This is a genomic window from Devosia sp. MC532 (assembly GCF_016461625.1).
In the GTDB taxonomy this organism is placed as follows: Bacteria; Pseudomonadota; Alphaproteobacteria; order Rhizobiales; family Devosiaceae; genus Devosia.
This window is the reverse complement of sequence record NZ_JAEMNZ010000004.1, coordinates 239,985-260,343: the sequence shown is the minus strand read 5'-3', so window position 1 is coordinate 260,343 and position 20,359 is coordinate 239,985. Positions and strand designations below refer to the sequence as shown.

Below are 20,359 nucleotides of genomic sequence, written 5' to 3'. Positions count from 1 at the left end.
CTGCTCCTAGTAGGCGTTGGGGTTTTTGGTGAGATTGTCGGCCGTAACCGGACCACGCATCACGCGGAACACCCAAGCGGTGTAGGCAACGATGATGGGCAGGAAGATAACGGTCGCAACCAGCATAATGAAGAGCGTCAGATGGCTCGACGATGCATCCCACAGCGTCAGGCCCGAGCCTGGAACCGTCGAGGACGGCAGCAGGAACGGAAACAGCGAGACACCAGCTGTCGAAATGATCCCGAAGATCGCCGCGCTCGTTGCCAAGAGCGTGATCACATGCTTGCGGCCTATAAAACCGAGCACCGCCAAGACCAGACCGACGAAGGCCAAAATCGGCGCAGTCACCATCCAAGGATATTTGCTGTAGTTCAGCATCCAGCCGCCCTGCACCAGCTCAACCGACTTGGCGAGCGGGTTGATCGGCGCTGCCGGGTCAATCACGCTGGTCACAACGTGGCCGCTCATGAACGCAACCCAGAAACCACCCAGCGCGAACAGCACCAGAGTTCCAGCAGCAGCATAGAGCCCGAACATGCGCGCCCGTTCTGCCATTGCCCCTTGGGTGCGTCCGGCGATAACAGCCGCGCCCTGCGCACTGATCATGCCCACGCTGACGAGGCCGCACAGCAGTGCAAACGGCATCAACAGCTGGAAGAAGTTGCCCGTGTAGAAGATGCGCATGGTGTCGTCGAAGTGGAATGGTGCGCCCAAGAGCACATTGCCCACCGCCACGCCCATGATCAGCGCTGGCACAAAGCCACCGATGAACAGGCACCAATCCCATACAGCGCGCCAGGTCGGGTTATCGATCTTGCCACGGAACTTGAACCCCACTGGGCGCAGGATCAGCGCCAGAAGGATCACGAGCATGGCAAGGTAGAAGCCCGAAAAGCTCACCGCATAGAGTGGCGGAAACGCGGCAAAGATCGCACCACCACCGAGAACCAACCACACCTGATTACCTTCCCAGGTCGGGCCGATCAGGTTGAGCAAAATACGGCGTTCTTCATCGGTCTTGGCAGCGAAGGGGAGCAAAGTGCCCACCCCCATGTCGCGGCCACCCATCACGGCAAAGCCGATTAGCAGCACACCGAGCAGAACCCACCAAATCAGGCGGAGTGTTTCGTAGTCGAGAGGGATCGAGCTCATGCGACGATCTCCTTGTTTTCCTTGGTCGCCGGAAGGGCAGCCATGACGTAGTCCTCATCTTCTTCCGGAGTGAAGAGCTGATCCTTCGGACCCGCCTTGATGATTTTGACCATCAGAATGATCATGATGACCAAGAGCACGCTGTAGAGCAGTACGAAGAAGGTCAGCGACAGGACCAAGTCGAGCACGTTCAGACCCGAGGCGGCGTAGAATGTGGGCAGAACCCCTTCCACGACCCAAGGCTGTCGGCCGAACTCGGCGATGAACCAGCCTGCTTCAATCGCGATCCAAGGCGTTGGCAGCATGAACACCGTGAACCACAGCAGCGGCTTGTTGGTGTCGATCCAGCCCCGCGACGCGCGGTAGAACCACAGCGCGAAGAAGGCGATGTAGAAGAACCCGAGACCCATCATAATGCGGAAGGTCCAGAACAGCGGCCATACGCTTGGCACGGTGTCGGCAGCAGCCAGCGCGATTTCTTCCGCAGTCGCATTCTCGACATCAACGCGATACTTCTTGAGCAGCAGCGCATAGCCAAGGTCCGGCCAAGTCTCTTCAAAGACCGCACGGGCATCGGTGTTCGTGCCGTCGGCGCGAATTTCAGCCAGCGCATTGTAAGCGATCAGACCCATGCGGATACGATCTTCGGCGCGATCAACCAGTTCGTGAATGCCCGGCAGTTGCTGATCGAACGAACGCGTCGTGATCAGACCACCAACCCACGGAACCGAGATGTGGAAGCCAACGTCTTCGCCGTTCGAGCCGGGGAATGCGATGATCGACCACGGAGCCGGAGCCGGCTCGGTTTCATACATGGCTTCGAGCGCAGCGATCTTCATGTGCTGGTGTTCCGTCGCGACATAACCGCTTTCGTCACCGAGCACGACCACCGACAGCGCCGAGGCCAGACCAAAGCTTGCCGCCACAACAGCGGAACGCTTGGCCAATTCGACATGCTTGCCCCGCACAAGGAACAGCGCCGAAATGGCGAGAATGAACATGGCGCCGCAGAGATAGCCTGCGCTTACCGTGTGCACGAATTTTGCCTGCGCCACTGGGTTGAAAATCACCGCCATAAAGTCGGTGACTTCCATACGCATGGTGTCAGGATTGAACTTGGCCCCAACCGGGTTCTGCATCCACCCGTTGGCAACCAGGATCCAGAGCGCCGAGAAATTGGCGCCAATTGCGGTCAGCCAGGTCACAACCAAGTGACCCACCTTGCTCAGACGATCCCAGCCGAAGAAGAACAGGCCGATGAAGGTCGCTTCCAAGAAGAAGGCCATCAAGCCTTCAATGGCGAGTGGCGCCCCAAACACGTCACCGACATAATGGCTGTAATAGCTCCAGTTCATGCCGAACTGGAACTCCATAACCACACCGGTGGCCACGCCCATGGCGAAATTCACGCCAAAAAGCGTGCCCCAGAACAGGGTAGCCTTGCGCCAGACCTGTCGGCCAGTCATGACATACACGCTCTCCATGATCGCCATCATGAAAGAGAGCCCGAGCGTCAGGGGAACAAATATGAAGTGATACATGGCGGTGGCAGCGAACTGCCATCGCGATAAGTCAACGACCAACATGTCGATCATGGCATTGTTGCCTTTCGTTAGGGCGGCCGGAAGCAAGGTCGCCAATGCCTGTCCTGTAACGCATCTAAAATCTGACACCTTGATTCAGATCAATGCTCCCCGAAAAGTGCCGTGTATGTTCAAACGCATGACCCGCAGCTCCCCTCCCAGCGCACGCCGGCCAGAAAACTCGGTCTCGCACACGTTAAAACTCCTGCAAACACAGGGGGGAGCAGCGCTTTGGCTGTCTATCGCCGCACCCATTTTGGCAGGGGTGTTACTGGTCTGGCAGGCATGGGTATTGGCCTCAACCCTGGGTCAGGCCATCGAAAATGTCGCACCGATCAGCACATTGTTACCAGGAATTTTCATTCTTCTGGGGATAGTTCTGGCCCGTGCAGGGCTTTCGGCAATCGCCGATCACACCGGAATCATCGCAGCTGAACGGATCAAGCTTCACCTCCGTCAGACGCTCTTCAGCCAGCTTCTGGCAAAACCGCCCCGCGCGGCCAATTCAGCCGCCTCTGGCCTTGCCGCTGCCTCCATTGTCGATCAGGTCGAAGCGCTAGAAAGCTATTTTGCGCGCTACATCTCCGCCTCGGCACAGGGCATCGTGCTGCCGCTGGTGTTTGGCGCGATTATTCTACCCATCGATTGGGTGGCGGGCGTGCTCTTCCTCGTCAGCGCGCCGCTTATTCCCATCTTTATGGCCCTTGTCGGCTGGGGCGCGCAGGTCGCGACCGACCGTCAGGCCAAAGCCCTCAGCCACCTCTCAGGCCGTTTCAGCGATCGCCTGCGTGGTCTTCTCACCCTCAAGCTCTTGGGCCGCGAAGAGGCCGAAACAGAAGGCATCGTCTCTGCCAGCGAAGCGCTGCGCCAGCGCACGCTCAAGGTCCTGCGCATTGCCTTCCTGTCGTCGGCCGTCCTCGAATTCTTCGCCGCTCTCGGCGTCGCGGGCGTAGCGCTTTATGTGGGCCTCACCTTCATTGATTATCTCCACCTGCGCACGAGCCCACTCACCTTGCAGCTGGGCATGTTCCTCTTGCTGATGGCGCCAGAGGTCTACAACCCGCTGCGTGTCATGGCCGCGCAATATCATGATCGCGCCTCTGCCAAGGCTGCGCTCAATGAGATCGAAGCCAATCTCGGTACTTTGTCCGACGAGCGCGTCGACCACACGGACAACGCGCCCCTCCCCGGCAAGCCCATCGCCCTTGAGGCGAACAATGTCACCCTGCGCACACCCGATCACATGCGCGCCGTCATCGAACACGTCACGCTCCGCGTCGAGCCGGGCCAGCACATTGCCCTCCTCGGCCCCAGTGGCTCAGGCAAGTCGACTCTGCTCGAAGCCCTCGTTGGCCTGCGCGACGCCGAAGGCGATATTCTGCTCGATGGCCGCCCGCTGACCGAATGGTCTGAGCCGTCGCTGCGCGGCCGCACATTTATCCTCACGCAGAAGCCACGCATCATCCACGCCTCGCTTGCGGACAACATCGCCCTGGGCCGCCCTGCCGCCAGCCGCGCCGACATTGAAAAGGCCGCCGAACTCTCTGGTGTCCTCGGCTTCACGGCGGGTCTGCCCCTTGGTCTCGACACCATCATCGGCGAAGCCGGCGCAGGCATTTCGGGCGGTCAGGCACAACGCGTCGCGCTGGCGCGCCTCTTCCTGCGCGATGCTGGTTTGATCATCCTCGACGAGCCCACCGCTCACCTTGATGCGGCGCTTGAGCAAGAGATCATTCACTCCATCACCCGCTATGCGCGCGGCCGCACCCTCATCGTCGCGACCCACTCCCCCGCAGTTGCTAAAAATCTCGATAGAGCCTGGCGCGTCACGCCCACCGGTCTTGTTGAAGCGCCGCTCTCCGCCCGCGCGAAAGGCGTCGCATGAAAGCCATCCTCACCTTCGCCCCGCTCTTCCTTAAGCGTTGGAAGTCGTTTTCGGCAGCTTTGCTCCTGGCGCTCGTCACCCTTATCGCGGGCGTGTCTCTGCTCGGCGTGTCCGGCTGGTTTATCACCGCCACATCACTGACCACGCTTGGTCTGGCATTCAATTTGTTCGTGCCATCGGCCGGCATTCGCGCACTATCCTTTGTGCGTATTCTAGCGCGCTATTTTGAGCGCCTCGTTGGTCACAACGCCACCCTCAAGCTGCTGTCGGATTTACGCGGCTGGCTCTTTGCCAGCCTCTTCCCCCGCCTCCCCCTGCCCGACCGCTCATTGCGTCATGGCGATCTCGTCAGCCGCCTCACCACAGATGTGGATGCGCTGGACACCGCCTTTCTCGTCGGCATCGGCCCGCTGGTCGCAGCGCTCTTCGTAGGCACGGTGATGACCGTCATATTGGCGCTGTTCCTGCCCGGTGCTGCGCTCATCTATGGGCTCTGCATTGCCGCAGCAGCCCTGCTTGTGCCCCTTGCCATGATCACCCTGTCGCGCCGCGCCGGTCGTGCCAGCGTGGAAGCCAGCGCCGCCATGCGCATGAATGTGCTCGACGCTGTGTCCGGCCATGCTGACATTGTGGTGCTCGGCGCGCTTGGCACGACGCAGGATCGCTTCGCCAAAGCGGCCGCCACAGCCAGCGCGCTGAAGCGGCGCCTCAGCCTCTACACCACCTCCGGCAGCTTCGCCGTCCAGATCGCGGCAGGTCTCGCGCTTGTCGGCACGCTTTGGTTCGGTCTCGTCGCACTGCAAGCCGGCACAATCGACGCCCCGCTGATGGCAGCCCTCCTGCTCGCCGTCATCGGCAGCTTTGAGGCCACCAATGTCATCATTCGCAGCACCTCCAAGGCCACGGCCGCCATGGCAGCTGCCGAGCGCCTGCAGGCCCTCGCCAATATCGACATTCCCGTTGCCGAACCAGTTGCGCCCAAAGCATGGCCGAATGACGCCCCGATTACTCTGACGGGCCTCTCCTTCAGCTATGGGGCAAACCAGCCGGTTCTTAACGACATCGATCTCACCATCGCGCCCGGCGAACGCATCGCCGTCATTGGCCCGAGTGGCGGAGGCAAGTCGACGCTTTTGCGCCTACTCCTGCGCTTGGACGAACCGACCTCAGGCAGTATTTCGGTCGGCGGGATCGCGCTCGATCAATTCGCCACGCGGGACGTTCACGCCCATTTCGCGCTTTTGAGCCAAGACAGCCCCGTGTTCATCGACACCATTCGCAACAATCTTCTCATTGGTCGCGATACGGCGTCGGAGGACGATCTATGGGCGGCCCTCGCCAAGGCGCAGCTCGATGAGCATGTCCGCAGCCTGCCCAAGGGCTTGGATACCATCATCGGGGAAGCTGGCCGCACGCTCTCCATGGGTCAGGCGCGTCGCCTTACCCTCGCGCGTGTTCTGTTGTCCAACGCACCGGTGCTCCTTCTCGACGAACCAACCAATGCGCTTGACCGTGAAACCGAGGAAGCCTTCTTCGCCGTGCTCGGCCAAGCAACGCGCGACCGCACAGTCGTGCTCGTCACCCACGCCACCATTCCCGAGGGGACGGTGGATCGGGTGCTCACGCTCAATCATGGTGAGTTGGTTTAGCCGCAGCGCAGGCGGAGCAAAGCCAGATCGGGCACATGGATCGTACGATAGTGCTCGACTGCAATAACGCCTTCGGTTTTCAGCTTGGTCATTTGGCGGCTGACGGTTTCGATCGTCAGCCCCAAAAAGTCGGCAATATCGGCCCGGCTGAGTGGCAGATCAAACTGCGCCCCATCCTGATCATCGGTCGGGTCAATATGGGTCGCGATCAAGTACAAAAAGCTCGCGACCTTTTCTGCCGCACTTTTCCGGCCCAGCGTCACCATCCAGTCGCGCGCTTCATCCAGCTCGCGCAGCGCCTGCATCATGATGCGATGCTCAAGTGGCGCACTCTGTTGGATGAGATTTTCCAGCGCAGACTTGGGGATCATGCACAGATCAACTTCGGAGGCCGCTTCTGCACTCACCCGGCTTTCGGTGGCAAAGGGGCGGCCCAACAAGTCAGGCGCAAACTGCAGCCCCACCACTTGCTGGCGTCCATCTTCCAAAACCTTGGTCAGCTTGATCACCCCGCGCAGCACATTGCCAAAGGCCTCAATAGGCTCGGCGTCGGCCATCAGAGGGTCGCCCGGGTCCTTACGAACACGGCGTGTGCTGCGGGAGAGTGCGGAAAGTTGTTCGGCGTTGAGCGCCCCGCAAATGCCTTGGTGACGCGCTTCGCAACTTTGGCAAAGCACCGGCATCTCCGAGTTATGGATATCTTTCCGAACCGTTTGCATGTCCACGCGCCCTCTACAGAGTCTTTTATAGCTCCGCCCCCACACAACTATAAGAACGATAAATGACGCTGTGCCAACCGGTCGCAGACCAACAATGGGCAAACTAATACATTCAGGCCACTTGACCTTACCATCATTAGAACCTTTATATGCTTCAGGGCGAGGTTCATTGACATGCAGACAAACGTCCAGAATTTACATCCCGAAAAGCCTGTAACGCTCGACATCACCGGCATGAGCTGCGCCTCGTGTGTGTCTCGCGTTGAAAAAGCCCTGCTCAAAGTCCCGGGTGTTGACGCCGCCACTGTCAACCTCGCAACCGAACGCGCCCGTATTTCCGGTGGCGACACCGAAGCGCTGATCGCGGCTGTCAAAAAGGTCGGCTACGAGGCGGTCCTGCGCCCCGAGCAAGCCCCTGCCAGCGCCCACTCCCACCACGACGAAGACGCAGCCGTGCTCAAGCGCGATGTCACAATCGCTGCGGTCGCCACAGCCCCGCTCTTTGCTCTTGAAATGCTTGGGCATTTTTACATGCCCTTTCACCATTGGCTGATGGGCATCGTTCCCATGCAGACGCTTTGGTATGTCTACTTTGCCCTCGCAACCTTCGTGCTCTTCGTGCCCGGCCTAAGGTTCTTCCGCCATGGCCTGCCCGCTCTCTTCCGTGGCGCGCCAGAAATGAACTCGCTGGTCGCTCTCGGCGCAGGCGCAGCGTGGCTCTATTCCAGCGTCGTCACCTTCGCGCCCGGACTTGTGCCCGCCGAGACGCGCTTTGTGTATTTTGAAGCCGCCGCCGTCATCGTCACGCTCATCCTTGTGGGCCGCTGGCTCGAAGCCAAAGCCAAAGGGCGCACGGGTGCCGCCATTCGCTCCCTCGTCCAGCAGCAGGCCAAAACCGCTCGCGTCGAACGCTTTGGCGCTCTGCATGAAATCGACATTGCCGATGTGCGCGTGGGCGACATTATCGAAGTCCGTCCCGGCGAGAAAATCGCCGTCGATGGTGAGGTTGTGGACGGGCAAAGCCATGTCGATGAAAGCATGCTCTCGGGTGAACCCCTGCCCGTCGCCAAACGCATTGGCTCCGCTGTCGTCGGCGGCACGCTCAACAGCTCCGGCAGTTTCCGCTTTCGCGCCACTAAAATCGGCGCCGATACCATGCTCGCCCATATCATTCGTATGGTCGAAGACGCTCAGGCCGGAAAACTCCCTATTCAGGCCGTGGTCGATAAAATCACCGCTTGGTTCGTGCCCGTCGTCATCGGTCTCGCGCTCATCACTTTTGCGCTCTGGATGATCTTTGGCGGCGAACAGCGCCTCAGCTTCGCTTTGGTCAATGCCGTCGCCGTGCTCATCATCGCCTGCCCCTGCGCTATGGGTCTAGCCACCCCAATGTCGATCATGGTGGGCACGGGCCGCGCCGCCCAACTCGGCGTGCTGTTCCGCAAGAGCGAAGCCCTCCAGCAATTGCGCGACGCGCGCATTGTCGCTTTTGACAAAACCGGCACGCTCACCCTCGGCAAACCGGTCCTCACTGACCTCATCCCCTTCAATGGCTTCGATCGCGCCACCGCCCTCTCCTTGGCCGCTGCCGCTGAAGCTCGCTCTGAACACCCAATCGCTACCGCCATCGTTTCGGCTGCCAATGCCGAAGGCCTCACCCTGCCCACGATCCAGGCTTTCGACAGCGATCCGGGGCGCGGCATCACGGCCACCATCGACGGGCGCGCGGTGCGCGTCGGCTCGTCCAAACTCCTCACCGGCATCGATCTCTCATCGGCCCATGCCTTGGTTGACGATCTCGCCCAGCAAGGCAAAACACCGGTCTTCCTCGCCGTCGACGGAACGCTCGCCGCCGCCATTGTCGTGGCCGACCCGATCAAGCCCTCGAGCAAAGCGGTCATCGCCGCTTTGCATCAGCAGGGCCTCAAAACCGCGATGATATCGGGGGACAATCGCCTCACCGCGCAAGCCATTGCCACCCAGCTTGGCATTGATGAGGTTCACGCAGAGGTTCTGCCCGCCGACAAGGTCGCCACCATCAAGGCCATGAAGGCCTCCGGGACAATCGTCGCCTATGTCGGCGATGGCATTAACGACGCCCCCGCCCTCGCTGAAGCCGACATTGGCCTAGCGGTTGGCTCAGGCACGGACGCCGCCATTGAAAGCGCCGATGTCGTCCTCTTGGGCGGCGACCTCAAAGGCGTCGTCGACGCCATCACGGTCAGCAAAGCCACTCTCAAGAACATCTGGGAGAACCTCTTCTGGGCTTTCGGTTACAATGCCGTGCTCATCCCCGTCGCAATGGGCGCGCTCTACTCCAGCTTGGGCATTTTGCTCTCACCCATGATCGGTGCGGGCGCGATGGCGCTGTCCTCCGTCTTCGTCATTGCCAATGCCCAGCGCCTGAGAACACTTTCCGGAGTAAGCCTATGAACATCGGACAAGCCGCCGAGCATTCCGGCGTTACCGCCAAAATGATCCGCTATTATGAGCAAATCGGACTGGTGCAGGCGCCCAAGCGCACCGGTAGTAACTATCGCGTCTATAGCCCAGATGAGATCCACGTGCTGCGCTTCATCAAGCGCTGCCGCACTCTCGGGTTTTCGGTCGAAGAAACCGGAACACTGCTGTCGCTCTGGCGCGACAAATCCCGCGCCAGCGCTGAGGTCAAAACCATCGCCACCAGCCATATTGATGCGCTGCAAACCAAAATCACCGAGCTGCAAAGCATGGTCAAAACCTTGACCAATTTGACCCACTGCTGCCACGGCGACGACCGCCCCGACTGCCCCATTCTGGATGATTTGGCTGGCGTTCCGGCCCACAAAGGAAACTGAAGATGAGCGACACCACCACCTTCACAGTCAACGATATGACCTGTGGTCACTGCGCTGGCACCATCCGCAAGGCGCTCGAAGAGGCGCTTCCCGGCAGCGCCATTGAGATCGACGTTCCGACCCACAAAGTCACGTTCTCTGGTGACAAGGCCAAAGGCGAAGAGGCCATTCGCGAGGCCGGTTACACGCCCGAAGCCGCGTAACGTAAACAAAAGGGGCGCCCGCAAGCGCCCCTTCTCTCATCCTGAGAGGATAACCGATCAGAATGGGCTGTCTGGGAAGTAGAACTGCGCCGCATTTTCCTTGGTGATCAGCGGCGAGCCCAGAATATAGCTGCCCGTCACTGGACCATTGGAGGTGAAGTGCGCCACGGTCACGTCCATAGCGGTCGCGATCTGTGCTGGCGGATAGAGCACGTCGACAGGAACGAGTTCGTCGCCGTCCATCACGCCCTTGATGATTTCCTTCATACCAGCGCCACCCACCACGAACATTTCCTTTTCGCGGCCAGCCTGCTTGATGGCTTCGACCACGCCTAGGGTAATGTCGTCGTCCTGCGCCCACACGCCGTCAATGTCTGGGAAGCGGCTCAGGAAGTCCTGCATCACTTCAAAGCCATCGTCGCGGTTCCAGTTAGCGAACTTGTTGTCGAGCACGTTGATGCCCGTACCTTCAATGGCGCCCATGAAAGCGTCAAAACGTTCTGTGTCGAGCACGGTCGGAATACCGCGCAGGATGACGATATTGTCGCCTTCCCCGAGACGGGTCTTCATGTACTCAGCCGAGTTCACGCCCATTTCGGTGTTATTGCCCGACACATAAATGTCCTGAATGCTTGGGTCCGTCAGGCCACGGTCGACCACGGTGATGAATGCACCCGTGGACTTCACCGCACGGACAGGCTCGGTCAGGGGCTCGGATTCAAACGGCAGAACCACAAGCGCCTGGATTTGCTGCACCGAAACCAGATCTTCAAGATCGCTCGCCTGATCTTCCGGGCCGTCAGCCGTGACGATGATAATGTCGATGTTGGAGTGCGCTGCCTCCAGACGCTTTTCCGCTTCAGCGGCATGCCAGTTCAAACCACCCATAAAGCCGTGGGTGGCGGCTGGGATGGAGACACCGATTTTGATTTTCTCCTGAGCGATAGACGCGCCAGTCAGCATGCTGGTGGCCAACAGGCCCAGTGCCAATGCCTTAATAGTCATATTCTACTCTCCCTTGTTAAAGGCGCTCCTCACGCCTTGCTACCGCGCTTTTTTGAGCGCGGAATTCATTCCGCCGCCTTTTTGCGACGCGTGTTCAACGACCCGCGCTGCAGATAAACTGCGGCGACGATGATCACCCCCTGAACGGCCCCGTTGAGGTAGTTGGAGATGATCTCGGTCAGATTGAGAATGTTGCCGATTGAGGTCAGGATCAGCGCGCCGATCACCGTTCCGCCGACCCGGCCGAACCCGCCCTTGAGCATGGTCCCACCAATAATCACCGCGGCAATCGCTTCCAATTCCCAGAGCACGCCCGTCGCCGCCGAAGCCGAGCCCAGACGCGGCACATAGATGATGGTGGCGAGCGACACGCAGAGGCCCTGCAAAATATAGGTCCAGGTCCGCACCCGATCGACCTTAATAGCCGAATAGCGCGCCACGTGTTCGTTCGAGCCGATCGCCATGCAATAGCGCCCAAAAGCGGTGCGGTTCATCAGCACCCAGCCAACAATGGCCACGGCGATAAACACCCAGACCGGATAGGGCACGCGCAGGAAGCTATCGTAATAGACCGGGCGGTAAATCTCGCGCGCCCCGGAGTTGAGCGAGAGCGTGCCACCATCGGCGAAATAGGTCACCAGCGAGCGGTAAATCCCCATCGTCCCGAGCGTCACGATAAAGGCTTCAATCTTAGCCTTGGTCGTCAGGAAGCCGTTGATGAACCCCGCGCCGACACCCAGAATAATCGAGCAGCCGATGCCGATGAGCACGGTCCATACCGAAGCACCCATGCTGGCCACGGTCCAGTTCATGATGATGATCATCACACCGGCGATAAAAGCCGCCATCGAGCCAACCGACAGGTCGATGCCACCTGCCGTAATGACGAAGGTCGCTCCCACCGCGATAATGCCGATGAACGCCGAGCGGGTTAGGATATTGGTGATATTGCCTTCCGCCAAAAACAGCGGGTTGAGCACATAACCAAGGATGACCAGCAAGATCAGCGCCAACAGCGGCCCGAGCGTCTTGAGATCCAGCCTGAACCCTTTTGCGGGTTTGGTCGCCACTTCAGGCACTGATACGGTCATGCTCTCCACCCTGTTTAATGCCCGCGGCGTAACGCATAATTTCGCCCTCGGTGATTTCTGCGCCTTCCAAAACCCCAGCGATCCGCCCCTGGCGCATCACCACCACCCGATGGCTGAGGCCAATCACTTCCTGCAACTCCGATGAGATCAGGATGATGGATTTCCCCTCGGCCGCCAGCGCGGCGATGATGTGATAGATTTGCTGCTTGGTACCGACGTCGATCCCACGCGTTGGCTCGTCCATAATGACGATCTGCGGGTCACTCTCCATGGTTTTGCCCAGCATCAGCTTTTGCTGATTGCCGCCGGAGAGCTTGCCCACCTGCACAGAAGGATCTCGGGCGCGAATGTCGAAACGGCGCGTCGCGCGCGCCAGCGCCTCTTCTTCGCTCTTATTATTGAGGAACCAGTTTTTGAGGTGCTTTTTCAGCGTCAGCAAGGTCAGATTGGGCTGCAATCCCGCGTTGAGCAGCAACCCCTTCCCCTTACGATCCTTGGTCATATAGGCCAGCCCGGCATCAACCGATTTTGAGACGTCGGCGAAGTCCCGCAGCTCACCGTCGAACCGCACCACGCCGCTGGTCTTTTTGGTCAATCCCACCAGCGCTTCGGCCATCGCCGTGCGCCCCGACCCGATCAGCCCGGCAAAGCCAAGAACTTCGCCGCGTTTGAGGTCAAAAGAGGTGCTGCCAATGCCCGGCCCCGCCAGATTACGGACGGACAGCACGACTTCCGCATCGACATCAGGCTCGTGCTTAGGCGGATAAAGATTGGATAGCTCCCGCCCCACCATCATTTGGGCAATCGCGTCTGGCGTGAGATTTTCTGTGCCAACGGTTGAGATCAATTGCCCATCCCGCAACACCGTCACCCGCTGCGCCAGTTCCATGATCTCGTCGAGCTTGTGCGAGATAAAAATCACTGCCACGCCCTTGGCCGTGAGACGGCGGATCTGCTCGAACAGAGTTGCCGTTTCGCCCACGGATAGGACAGCCGTCGGCTCGTCCATAATCAGCACGCGCGCTTCGCGGCTGATCGCTTTGGCGATCTCGACCATTTGCTTGTCGGCAACCGAGAGCGCGCTGATCCGCGTGTCTGGATCAATGTTCACATGCAGTGTATTGAGAATGGCCTGGGTCTGCTCGCGCATCGCCTTGGCATTGAGAAACAGACCGCTCTTCAGCTCGCGCCCGAGGAAGACACTATCGGCGACGGTCAGATGCTCAGCCAGCAATAGCTCTTGGTGAATGACCACAATGCCCAGAGCTGCGGCTTCTCCATTGGGAGGCAGCACCACACTCTCGCCGAGATATTCGATCGTGCCAGAGGTTGGTTGCTCGATGCCGGACAGGATTTTGATCAGCGTGGATTTTCCCGCGCCGTTCTCGCCAATAATGGCGTGCACTTCACCGGGACGAATATCAAAGTCGATGCTGAACAGCACCGGCACATCGCCGAATGATTTCGAAACGCGATGAGCCGCCAAGACCGGCTGCGATGACTGGGCTTCACCCTGCATCGTTTTCTCCTCCATCCCGCCACGGTGCATCTTTGGCACTCATTGACTGAATAGTGATGTAAACCTTTTCATGATGTATGTAAAGGTTTACAGTCCACACAAATGACTATGCAACTTAGTAAGGCGCCTATACCGCTGTTGAGCTTTGTGCTGGATTTGAATCCAGTCCGTTGTGCAAGGGTTTAGAGAACGTGCAGCAGACCAAGCTGGCAACTATTGAAGACGTCGCCGCCATGGCAGGCGTGTCTATTGCCACTGTCAGCCGCGCTCTCAATGAGCCCACCAAGGTTGCAGAAAAGACTCGCCTGAAGGTCACTGAAGCTGTCGCCAAGACAGGCTATACGACCAATGCGATGGCCCGTTCGCTGCGCATGCGCCGCTCCAATATGATCCTCATTCTCGCCCCCGATGTGGGCGATCCAAACTTTTCGAACATTCTCGTTGGTCTGGAAACCGAGGCCAGCAAGCGCGGCTATGGCCTGCTCATCGGCAATACCCAGAACGACCCGGCGCGTGAAGCCAACTATCTGCGCTTCATCAGTTCAAACCAGGCGGACGGGCTGATCCTCTTCACCGGGCACCTGCCCTATGGCTACGCCCAGACCGAAGAAGTCTCGCGCCTCCCGCCCATGGTCGCCGTCAGCGAGCCGGTGGTTGGCGCACATGTTCCCTTCGTCGGCGTCGATAATTTTCAGGGCGCGCGTGTCGCGGTTGAATACCTCATCGCACAGGGCCACAAGCGCATTGCGTTCGTCGGGAAATCGGGCCGCGAAACCAGTCGCCTTCGCGAAGAAGGCTATCGCGCTGCGCTCACGGCTGCGGGCCTTCCGATCGAGCCCAAACTCATCATGGATGGCGACGGCACCACCGAGAGCGGTCGCGCTGCGGCCGAACTCATGTTCGTGCGCGACATCCTCCCCACAGCCTTTTTCTGCGTCAACGACGCGACCGCCTTGGGTGTCACCATCTGCCTCAATACCCGCCGCTATAGCCTGCCGCAGGATTATTCGGTCATGGGGTTCGACGATATCTCCTTTGCCAGCTTCATGGCCCCCTCGCTCACGACCATGAAGCAACCGCGCTCAACCATTGGCGAAGCCGCCATGGGTCTACTTCTGGAAACACTGAGCGAGGCGCGGCCTAAGCAAAAGGAAATCCTCCTGCGCGCCGAGCTCATCGTCCGCAACTCCGTCACCCGGCCGAAACACTAAAAAATTCGGTTCTCGCGCATGTGGCTCGGGGTCATCCCATATGCCTTGCGGAAATGCTCATAAAACTGCGTCTGGCTCGAAAACCCGGCCTGGAACGCAATATTGGCAACCGCCATGTCGGTATCGAACAACAAGCTGCGCGCCCGGATCAGCCGCATTCGAATAACGAATTTCTGGATCGAAATATGCATCACCTTGGTGAAGAGGTTGGTGGCATAGTTCGGATGCAGACCCACGGTTTTGGCAATGTCGTCGACGCTGAGCGGATCGGTGATATTCTCAACAATGTGCCGCACCATGCGCACCACATAGCGCACCGGGCTCGCCGTCCGGCTGCGGGCCGAGCTCTTTTCCACCCAAGCGGGCAGCAGAGTGTCCCAGCCCACAATTGCGGCGCGACGAAACATGGTACCGATCTCAGAGCGCACAAGATCGGAGCGCAAGGCATTGCCCGAGCGATAATCGCCATGCCAGCGCTCCAGCGTTTCGAGCCCGATACAGTCTGGCGAAAGCTGGATCACCCCACCGCCCATAAGCGTTTCGGTCAGCCGCCCCAATTGCGGCATCTCCAAAAACGCATCCATCGGCAGGTAGATATTGAGTTGCTTTTCCAGGTCCGTTCCGGTCAACCCGACAGTCTGATGCGGTATCCCCGCCCAAAACGCTACCAACCTATTTTGCCCGACGGTCAGCGGCCCTCCGTCGAAAACATAGTCCATCGAACCGCCCGTCAGCCAATTAAACTCGATATGTCCATGAGTGTGCGGTTCGGCCATAATCTGCGGCTTGAAGGAACGAATACCAAAGCGTCCGAAAGCTTTGCCCGAAGCATAAAAGCTGCGATCGGATCGGGGCGTTGGGCGCGGCGCACGACCTGCTGCACGGCCCGGTGATGGCGTAATCTGTTGTGGCGTCATAGATTATTCAGACTTCTTAGAAACCCGAAACTATCCATTACTATTCCGGATTGCGTCAACATACGCAAGAGTTAGGCTTTCTGTCCGAGCGAAGATCAGGGTCGAAGAGGAGAACCGACCCGATAGCGTCACGCTGTCTTCGCATCGCGGGAGGAAATCATGAGAAAGCATATCTATGCCCTTAGCGGGGCAGGACTACTGCTGTCCGTATCGCTAACTGCATTAACTGCTCAAGAACATTCTGGCGCTCTGCCAGCACCACCAGACTTTGCAGCGCAAAGTGAACCCAATTTTGTCAGCCTGTCTGACATTCAGGAGTTCCGTGCGCTCGATAAGTATAACGAGCCCGATTGGGTCACCAAGAAATTCGTCGAAGCTGGCACGCTGCCGCCTGTCGCCGAGCGTCTCCCCAAGGAACCGCTGGTTTACAAAACGGCCAACATGCCGGATGGCGTTGGCGTTTACGGCGACGTCATGCGCCACGTCATCGGCGGCCGCCCAGAAGGCTGGAACTACATCGGTGGCCAAGCTCAGGGCTGGGGCGGCATCGACATCGGCCTTTCCGAATGTCTGACCCGCACAGGCCCGCTCTTCACGGTTAAGGCCGAAGAGCTTGAGCCCATGCCGAACCTGGCAAAGAGCTGGGAATGGTCAGAGGACGGTCACACCCTCACCATGCACCTCATCGAAGGCGCGAAATGGTCTGATGGCGACCCCTTCGATAGCGAAGACCTGATGTTCTATTGGGAAGATCACGTTCTCGATGCAAACGTCTCCCCACTCAATGGTGCAACGCCTGAAACCTTCGGTGTCGGCACGACGCTAGAAGCCATTGACGCTTACACCGTTAAATGGACCTTCAAGGAAGCCTTCCCCAAGCAGTACCTCTGGGCCATGGCCTATGGCACCTTCTGCCCCGGCCCTGCGCATATCCAGAAGCCGCAGCATCCAAAATACTCCTCGAACACCTACGAGCAGTATAAAAACGCCTTCCCGCCAGAGTTCATGAACATGCCGTCGATGGGCGCATGGGCTGTGGTTGAATATCGCCCAGACGATATCGTCGTTATGCGTCGTAACCCCTACTATTGGAAGGTCGACGATCAAGGGAACCAGCTCCCTTACCTCAACGAAATGCACTACCGCCTCTCGACTTGGTCGGATCGTGACGTGCAGGCTGTTGCCGGCTCGGGCGACTTCTCCAACCTTGAACAGGCCGAAAACTACGTTGAATCGCTCCGTCGTTCGGCTGAAGACACCGCACCAGCGCGTCTCCAGTTCGGCGCGCGCACAATCGGCTATGCGCTCCAGCCAAACCTCTCCAGCAATGGTTGGGGTGAGCCTGATACCCGCGCACAGGCCGTCCGCGAACTCAACCGCGACTTGAACTTCCGCAAGGCAATTTCGATCGGCCTCGACCGTCAACGTCTCGGTGAATCTCTCGTGCGCGGTCCGTTCACCGCCATCTATCCCGGTGGTCTTTATGCCGGCACGTCCTTCTACGATGCTGCCTCCACCGTCTACTATCCGCACGACCTCGAAGTCGCGAAGTCGCTGCTCGATGGTCTCGGCCTCGTCGACACCGACGGCAACGGCGTCCGTAACTTCCCAGCCGACACTGCAAACGGCGCAGACGTGGAAATCACTCTCCTCGCCAACTCCGATTATGGCACCGACACCAATCTTGCCGAAGGCGTCATCGCGATGATGGAACCGCTCGGTCTGCGCGTCATCGCCAATTTCCAGCAGGGCAATGCCCGAGACGACGCTGCTACCGCAGGTCAATTTGATTGGGCGGTCAATCGTCAGGGCGCTTCGATGGTCTCGATCGTCCAGAATACGGCCGAACTTGCTCCCACAGGACCACGCGTTCATCCATTCCACCGTGGCGGAACTGATGGCACGCTTGATCTGCTGCCGTTCGAAGAAGAACTGGTCGCTGTGGTCAACAAGTTCATTGCCACCAATGACAATGCTGAACGCGCTGAGCTGATGAAGCAGTATCAGAGGCTTTACACCGAGAACGTCTACTCGATCGGCCTCACCCAATATCCGGGCGCGCTGATCGTCAACAAGCGCTTCGCCAACATTCCGGCCGGTGCACCAATCTTCATGTTCAACTGGGCTGAAGATAGCGTCATCCGTGAACGCCTCTATGTCCCCGCGGACAAACAGGCTGACCACGAACTGCATCCAGAAACGCTGCCGGGCGAACCAGGCTCTGCCGGTCCCGTCTGATTGCAACATCGAAGGGTGGCCCACCGCCACCCTTCACCGCCTTTATCCCATTAAACGCGCGCCGCTCTACCCCACGAGACCGGTGTCTGACCCAAGGGTCAGGACAGGGGCCCTAGCCCCTCAGCCCAGCGAGGCCATGCATGCTCCGTTTCCTTATGATGCGCATCTTGGGAGCCATACCGCTCCTCCTCCTCTTGAGCATCGTCACATTCGCCATCATCCAAGCTCCACCCGGCGACTATGCCGACTACATCAAGTCCATGCTCATCAATCAGGGCGGGGTTCGGCCCGACCTCGCCGAGGCGCAGGCAGAGATTTATCGAGAGGCCAATGGCCTCAACGATCCGATCATCGTTCAATATTTCCGCTGGATCACCGGCATTATTACCCGGTTCGATTTCGGCCACTCGCTCTACTACAATAAGCCCGTCGGCAATGTGATCGCCGAGCGCCTCCCCCCGACCATCGCCATAGCGCTGGTCTGCCATATCCTGGCTTCGCTCCTCGGCATCGGCCTCGGCATCATCGCCGCGACCCGCCAGTATTCGTGGACCGACACCTTCCTCGGCATCATCTCCTTCCTCGGCATGACCGTGCCGCGCTTCCTCATGGCCATCATCATTCTTTATGTGCTGGTCTTTAAGCTCAACGTCTCAGAAGTCGGCATGTTCTTCTCCGCCCGTTATGGCGGCGCGCCATGGAGCTGGGACAAGTTCGTCAACCTGGTGCAGCATGTCTGGCCGGTGATCTTCGTCGCCACCTTCGGCGGCCTCGCCTATAATATGCGTGTCATGCGCGGCAATTTACTGGACGTTCTCAACGCCCAATATGTCGAGACGGCTCGCGCCAAGGGTCTCTCCGAGGGCGCCGTGATCATGAAGCACGCTGTCCCCAACGCGCTCCACCCGCTCATCGCATATCAGGGCGTCGCCCTGCCCTACATGCTCACCGGTGAAATCGAGGTCGCCATCGTCTTTGGCCTCGCAACGGTCGGCCCGGCCATCGTCGGCTCCATGGGCGTTGGCGACGTTTTCGTCACCGCTAGCTTCATGCTCGTCCTCGCCACAACCCTGATCATCGGCAACATCATTTCAGACCTTCTTCTGGTTGCGCTCGACCCGCGTGTTCGTCTGGGAGGGCGTGCAGAATGACCGACACCAGCAATGCCAACGGCACGCCCCACGACGCGCCCAAAAATGCCAGCCAGATGCACCAATCTGGCCCCGAAAATGCCAATGAAACGCCCATCGTCGGGAGCCGTCACGGCTCGGGCAACGAGACTTATGCAAGCCTAGTTTGGCGGCGTTTTCGTCGCTCCACCATGGGGATGATCGGACTGATTTTGGTCTGCATGCTGCTGATCATGTCGATCTTCGCCGACTTCTTCGCACCCATGGACCCCAAGGCTGCAAACCTCCCCTTCGCGCCGCCAGACCTCATCGCCTTTGAAGATCCAAACGGCAATTTCAGCCTGATCCCTTGGGTCTACCCCATTGGCGATACTGGCGAATTTGATCCAGTCACCTATCAACCACTCACCGGCGCAGTGAAGGACGACCCAACGCCCACTGGCTTTTTCGTCCGGGGGCATGAATACCAAATGCTCTGGTTCATCCCCGCCAATATCCATTTCTTCGGCTCAACCGACGGTCGCCCGCTCCACCTTTTGGGCACAGACCGCATGGGCCGAGATATTTTGTCCCGCGGTATCCTCGGCTCCCGAATATCGCTTATGATCGCTCTCGCAGTGGTCGCAATCACCACAACAGTGGGCACATTGGTCGGCATCACCTCCGGCTATATCGGCGGACGGTTGGATGCGTGGCTGCAAAGGTTCGTCGAGTTCGTTCTCGCCTTCCCGCAACTGCCGCTTTATCTGGCCCTGACGTCACTGATACCGGTCACTGCGCCATCTAACCTATTCTTATCATTCGTTATTTTTGTAATGTCGGTGTTAGGATGGGCTCAGTTGGCGCGTGAAGTCCGCTCCAAAACCCTGTCGCTGGCCCGCATCGAATATGTCCGCGCGGCAATCGCAATTGGGGCTACGGATCGGCGCATCATTCTGCGCCATATCCTCCCTAACGTCTTGAGCCACATCATTGTTTCGGTGACGCTGGCTATTCCGACCGTGGTGCTTTTGGAGAGCTTCTTGGGGTTCCTCGGCTTTGCCGTGAAGCCGCCCCTCATCTCATGGGGACTGATGCTGCAAGACACTGGTGCCTTCTCCGTCATCGGCTCCTACCCGTGGATCCTTGCGCCGGTAGGCTTTGTTCTTGTTACCGTTTTTGCCTTCAACGCGTTGGGTGACGGCCTGCGCGACGCCATAGACCCCTATTGAGGAGCGCGA

16 protein-coding genes are annotated in these 20,359 nt (G+C 59.1%); 9 read left to right on the top strand and 7 right to left on the bottom strand.

Going from position 1 to position 20,359, the window contains the following annotated elements; all coding sequences use genetic code 11:
- Nucleotides 1–6 precede the first annotated feature (6 nt).
- Complete coding sequence (gene cydB, locus JHC09_RS07455; protein ID WP_199531407.1) at nucleotides 7–1,152, bottom strand: cytochrome d ubiquinol oxidase subunit II; 1,146 nt, start codon at nucleotides 1,150–1,152, stop codon at nucleotides 7–9.
- Entirely contained in the window at nucleotides 1,149–2,744 is a 1,596-nt protein-coding gene (locus JHC09_RS07450) for a cytochrome ubiquinol oxidase subunit I (RefSeq protein ID WP_199531458.1), read from the bottom strand. Before JHC09_RS07450 ends, cydB begins: the two co-directional genes overlap by 4 nt.
- Between JHC09_RS07450 and cydD the strand changes: the two genes are divergently transcribed.
- Both cydD and cydC read left to right on the top strand, forming a co-directional pair.
- The gene (gene cydD / locus JHC09_RS07445; protein ID WP_349236523.1) at nucleotides 2,692–4,620 is read left to right on the top strand and encodes a thiol reductant ABC exporter subunit CydD; all 1,929 of its coding nucleotides are present in this window, start codon (nucleotides 2,692–2,694) and stop codon (nucleotides 4,618–4,620) included. The two genes, JHC09_RS07450 and cydD, sit on opposite strands and share 53 nt — an antisense overlap.
- The gene (gene cydC / locus JHC09_RS07440; RefSeq protein ID WP_199531405.1) at nucleotides 4,617–6,269 is read left to right on the top strand and encodes a thiol reductant ABC exporter subunit CydC; all 1,653 of its coding nucleotides are present in this window, start codon (nucleotides 4,617–4,619) and stop codon (nucleotides 6,267–6,269) included. Before cydD ends, cydC begins: the two co-directional genes overlap by 4 nt.
- Here cydC and JHC09_RS07435 read toward each other — a convergent pair.
- On the bottom strand, nucleotides 6,266–6,952 hold the full coding sequence (locus tag JHC09_RS07435; RefSeq protein WP_282567673.1) for a Crp/Fnr family transcriptional regulator: 687 nt from the start codon (nucleotides 6,950–6,952) through the stop codon (nucleotides 6,266–6,268). The genes cydC and JHC09_RS07435 overlap by 4 nt on opposite strands.
- A gap of 210 nt (nucleotides 6,953–7,162) precedes the next feature.
- Between JHC09_RS07435 and JHC09_RS07430 the strand changes: the two genes are divergently transcribed.
- From JHC09_RS07430 to JHC09_RS07420, 3 genes are read left to right on the top strand one after another with little or no spacing between them, the layout of a single operon-like run.
- Nucleotides 7,163–9,421 carry a heavy metal translocating P-type ATPase gene (locus tag JHC09_RS07430; RefSeq protein ID WP_199531403.1) on the top strand — a complete coding sequence of 753 codons (2,259 nt, stop codon included), beginning with the start codon at nucleotides 7,163–7,165 and terminating at the stop codon, nucleotides 9,419–9,421.
- A complete protein-coding gene (gene cueR, locus JHC09_RS07425) occupies nucleotides 9,418–9,825 on the top strand; it encodes a Cu(I)-responsive transcriptional regulator (RefSeq protein ID WP_169194615.1) in 408 nt (135 codons plus the stop codon). Before JHC09_RS07430 ends, cueR begins: the two co-directional genes overlap by 4 nt.
- A gap of 2 nt (nucleotides 9,826–9,827) precedes the next feature.
- A complete protein-coding gene (locus JHC09_RS07420) occupies nucleotides 9,828–10,028 on the top strand; it encodes a heavy-metal-associated domain-containing protein (RefSeq protein WP_199531402.1) in 201 nt (66 codons plus the stop codon).
- 57 nt (nucleotides 10,029–10,085) lie between these two features.
- On the opposite strand, the gene JHC09_RS07415 is transcribed toward JHC09_RS07420, so the two are convergent.
- The 3 genes from JHC09_RS07415 to JHC09_RS07405 form a co-directional block, all read right to left on the bottom strand.
- Nucleotides 10,086–11,033, bottom strand: a complete 948-nt coding sequence (locus JHC09_RS07415; RefSeq protein ID WP_199531401.1) for a substrate-binding domain-containing protein — start codon at nucleotides 11,031–11,033, stop codon at nucleotides 10,086–10,088.
- 65 nt (nucleotides 11,034–11,098) lie between these two features.
- Complete coding sequence (locus JHC09_RS07410) at nucleotides 11,099–12,124, bottom strand: ABC transporter permease (RefSeq protein WP_169194612.1); 1,026 nt, start codon at nucleotides 12,122–12,124, stop codon at nucleotides 11,099–11,101.
- Nucleotides 12,105–13,643 (bottom strand): sugar ABC transporter ATP-binding protein, encoded by a 1,539-nt coding sequence (locus tag JHC09_RS07405; protein WP_199531400.1) that lies wholly within the window; start codon nucleotides 13,641–13,643, stop codon nucleotides 12,105–12,107. The genes JHC09_RS07410 and JHC09_RS07405 overlap by 20 nt, the downstream gene beginning before the upstream one ends.
- Before the next feature lie 191 nt (nucleotides 13,644–13,834).
- On the opposite strand from JHC09_RS07405, the gene JHC09_RS07400 reads away from it, so the two are divergent.
- The gene (locus JHC09_RS07400) at nucleotides 13,835–14,854 is read left to right on the top strand and encodes a LacI family DNA-binding transcriptional regulator (protein ID WP_282567617.1); all 1,020 of its coding nucleotides are present in this window, start codon (nucleotides 13,835–13,837) and stop codon (nucleotides 14,852–14,854) included.
- Here the strand turns inward: JHC09_RS07400 and JHC09_RS07395 are convergent.
- On the bottom strand, nucleotides 14,851–15,771 hold the full coding sequence (locus tag JHC09_RS07395; protein ID WP_199531399.1) for a helix-turn-helix domain-containing protein: 921 nt from the start codon (nucleotides 15,769–15,771) through the stop codon (nucleotides 14,851–14,853). The two genes, JHC09_RS07400 and JHC09_RS07395, sit on opposite strands and share 4 nt — an antisense overlap.
- 159 nt (nucleotides 15,772–15,930) lie before the next feature.
- On the opposite strand from JHC09_RS07395, the gene JHC09_RS07390 reads away from it, so the two are divergent.
- From JHC09_RS07390 to JHC09_RS07380, 3 genes are all read left to right on the top strand, one after another.
- Nucleotides 15,931–18,009, top strand: a complete 2,079-nt coding sequence (locus JHC09_RS07390; protein ID WP_199531398.1) for an ABC transporter substrate-binding protein — start codon at nucleotides 15,931–15,933, stop codon at nucleotides 18,007–18,009.
- Between the two features lie 140 nt (nucleotides 18,010–18,149).
- Nucleotides 18,150–19,160 carry an ABC transporter permease gene (locus tag JHC09_RS07385; RefSeq protein WP_169194608.1) on the top strand — a complete coding sequence of 337 codons (1,011 nt, stop codon included), beginning with the start codon at nucleotides 18,150–18,152 and terminating at the stop codon, nucleotides 19,158–19,160.
- A 56-nt stretch (nucleotides 19,161–19,216) separates the two neighbouring features.
- Nucleotides 19,217–20,350: an ABC transporter permease gene (locus tag JHC09_RS07380; RefSeq protein ID WP_199531457.1), complete on the top strand. Its 1,134-nt coding sequence runs from the start codon at nucleotides 19,217–19,219 to the stop codon at nucleotides 20,348–20,350.
- Nucleotides 20,351–20,359 lie beyond the last annotated feature (9 nt).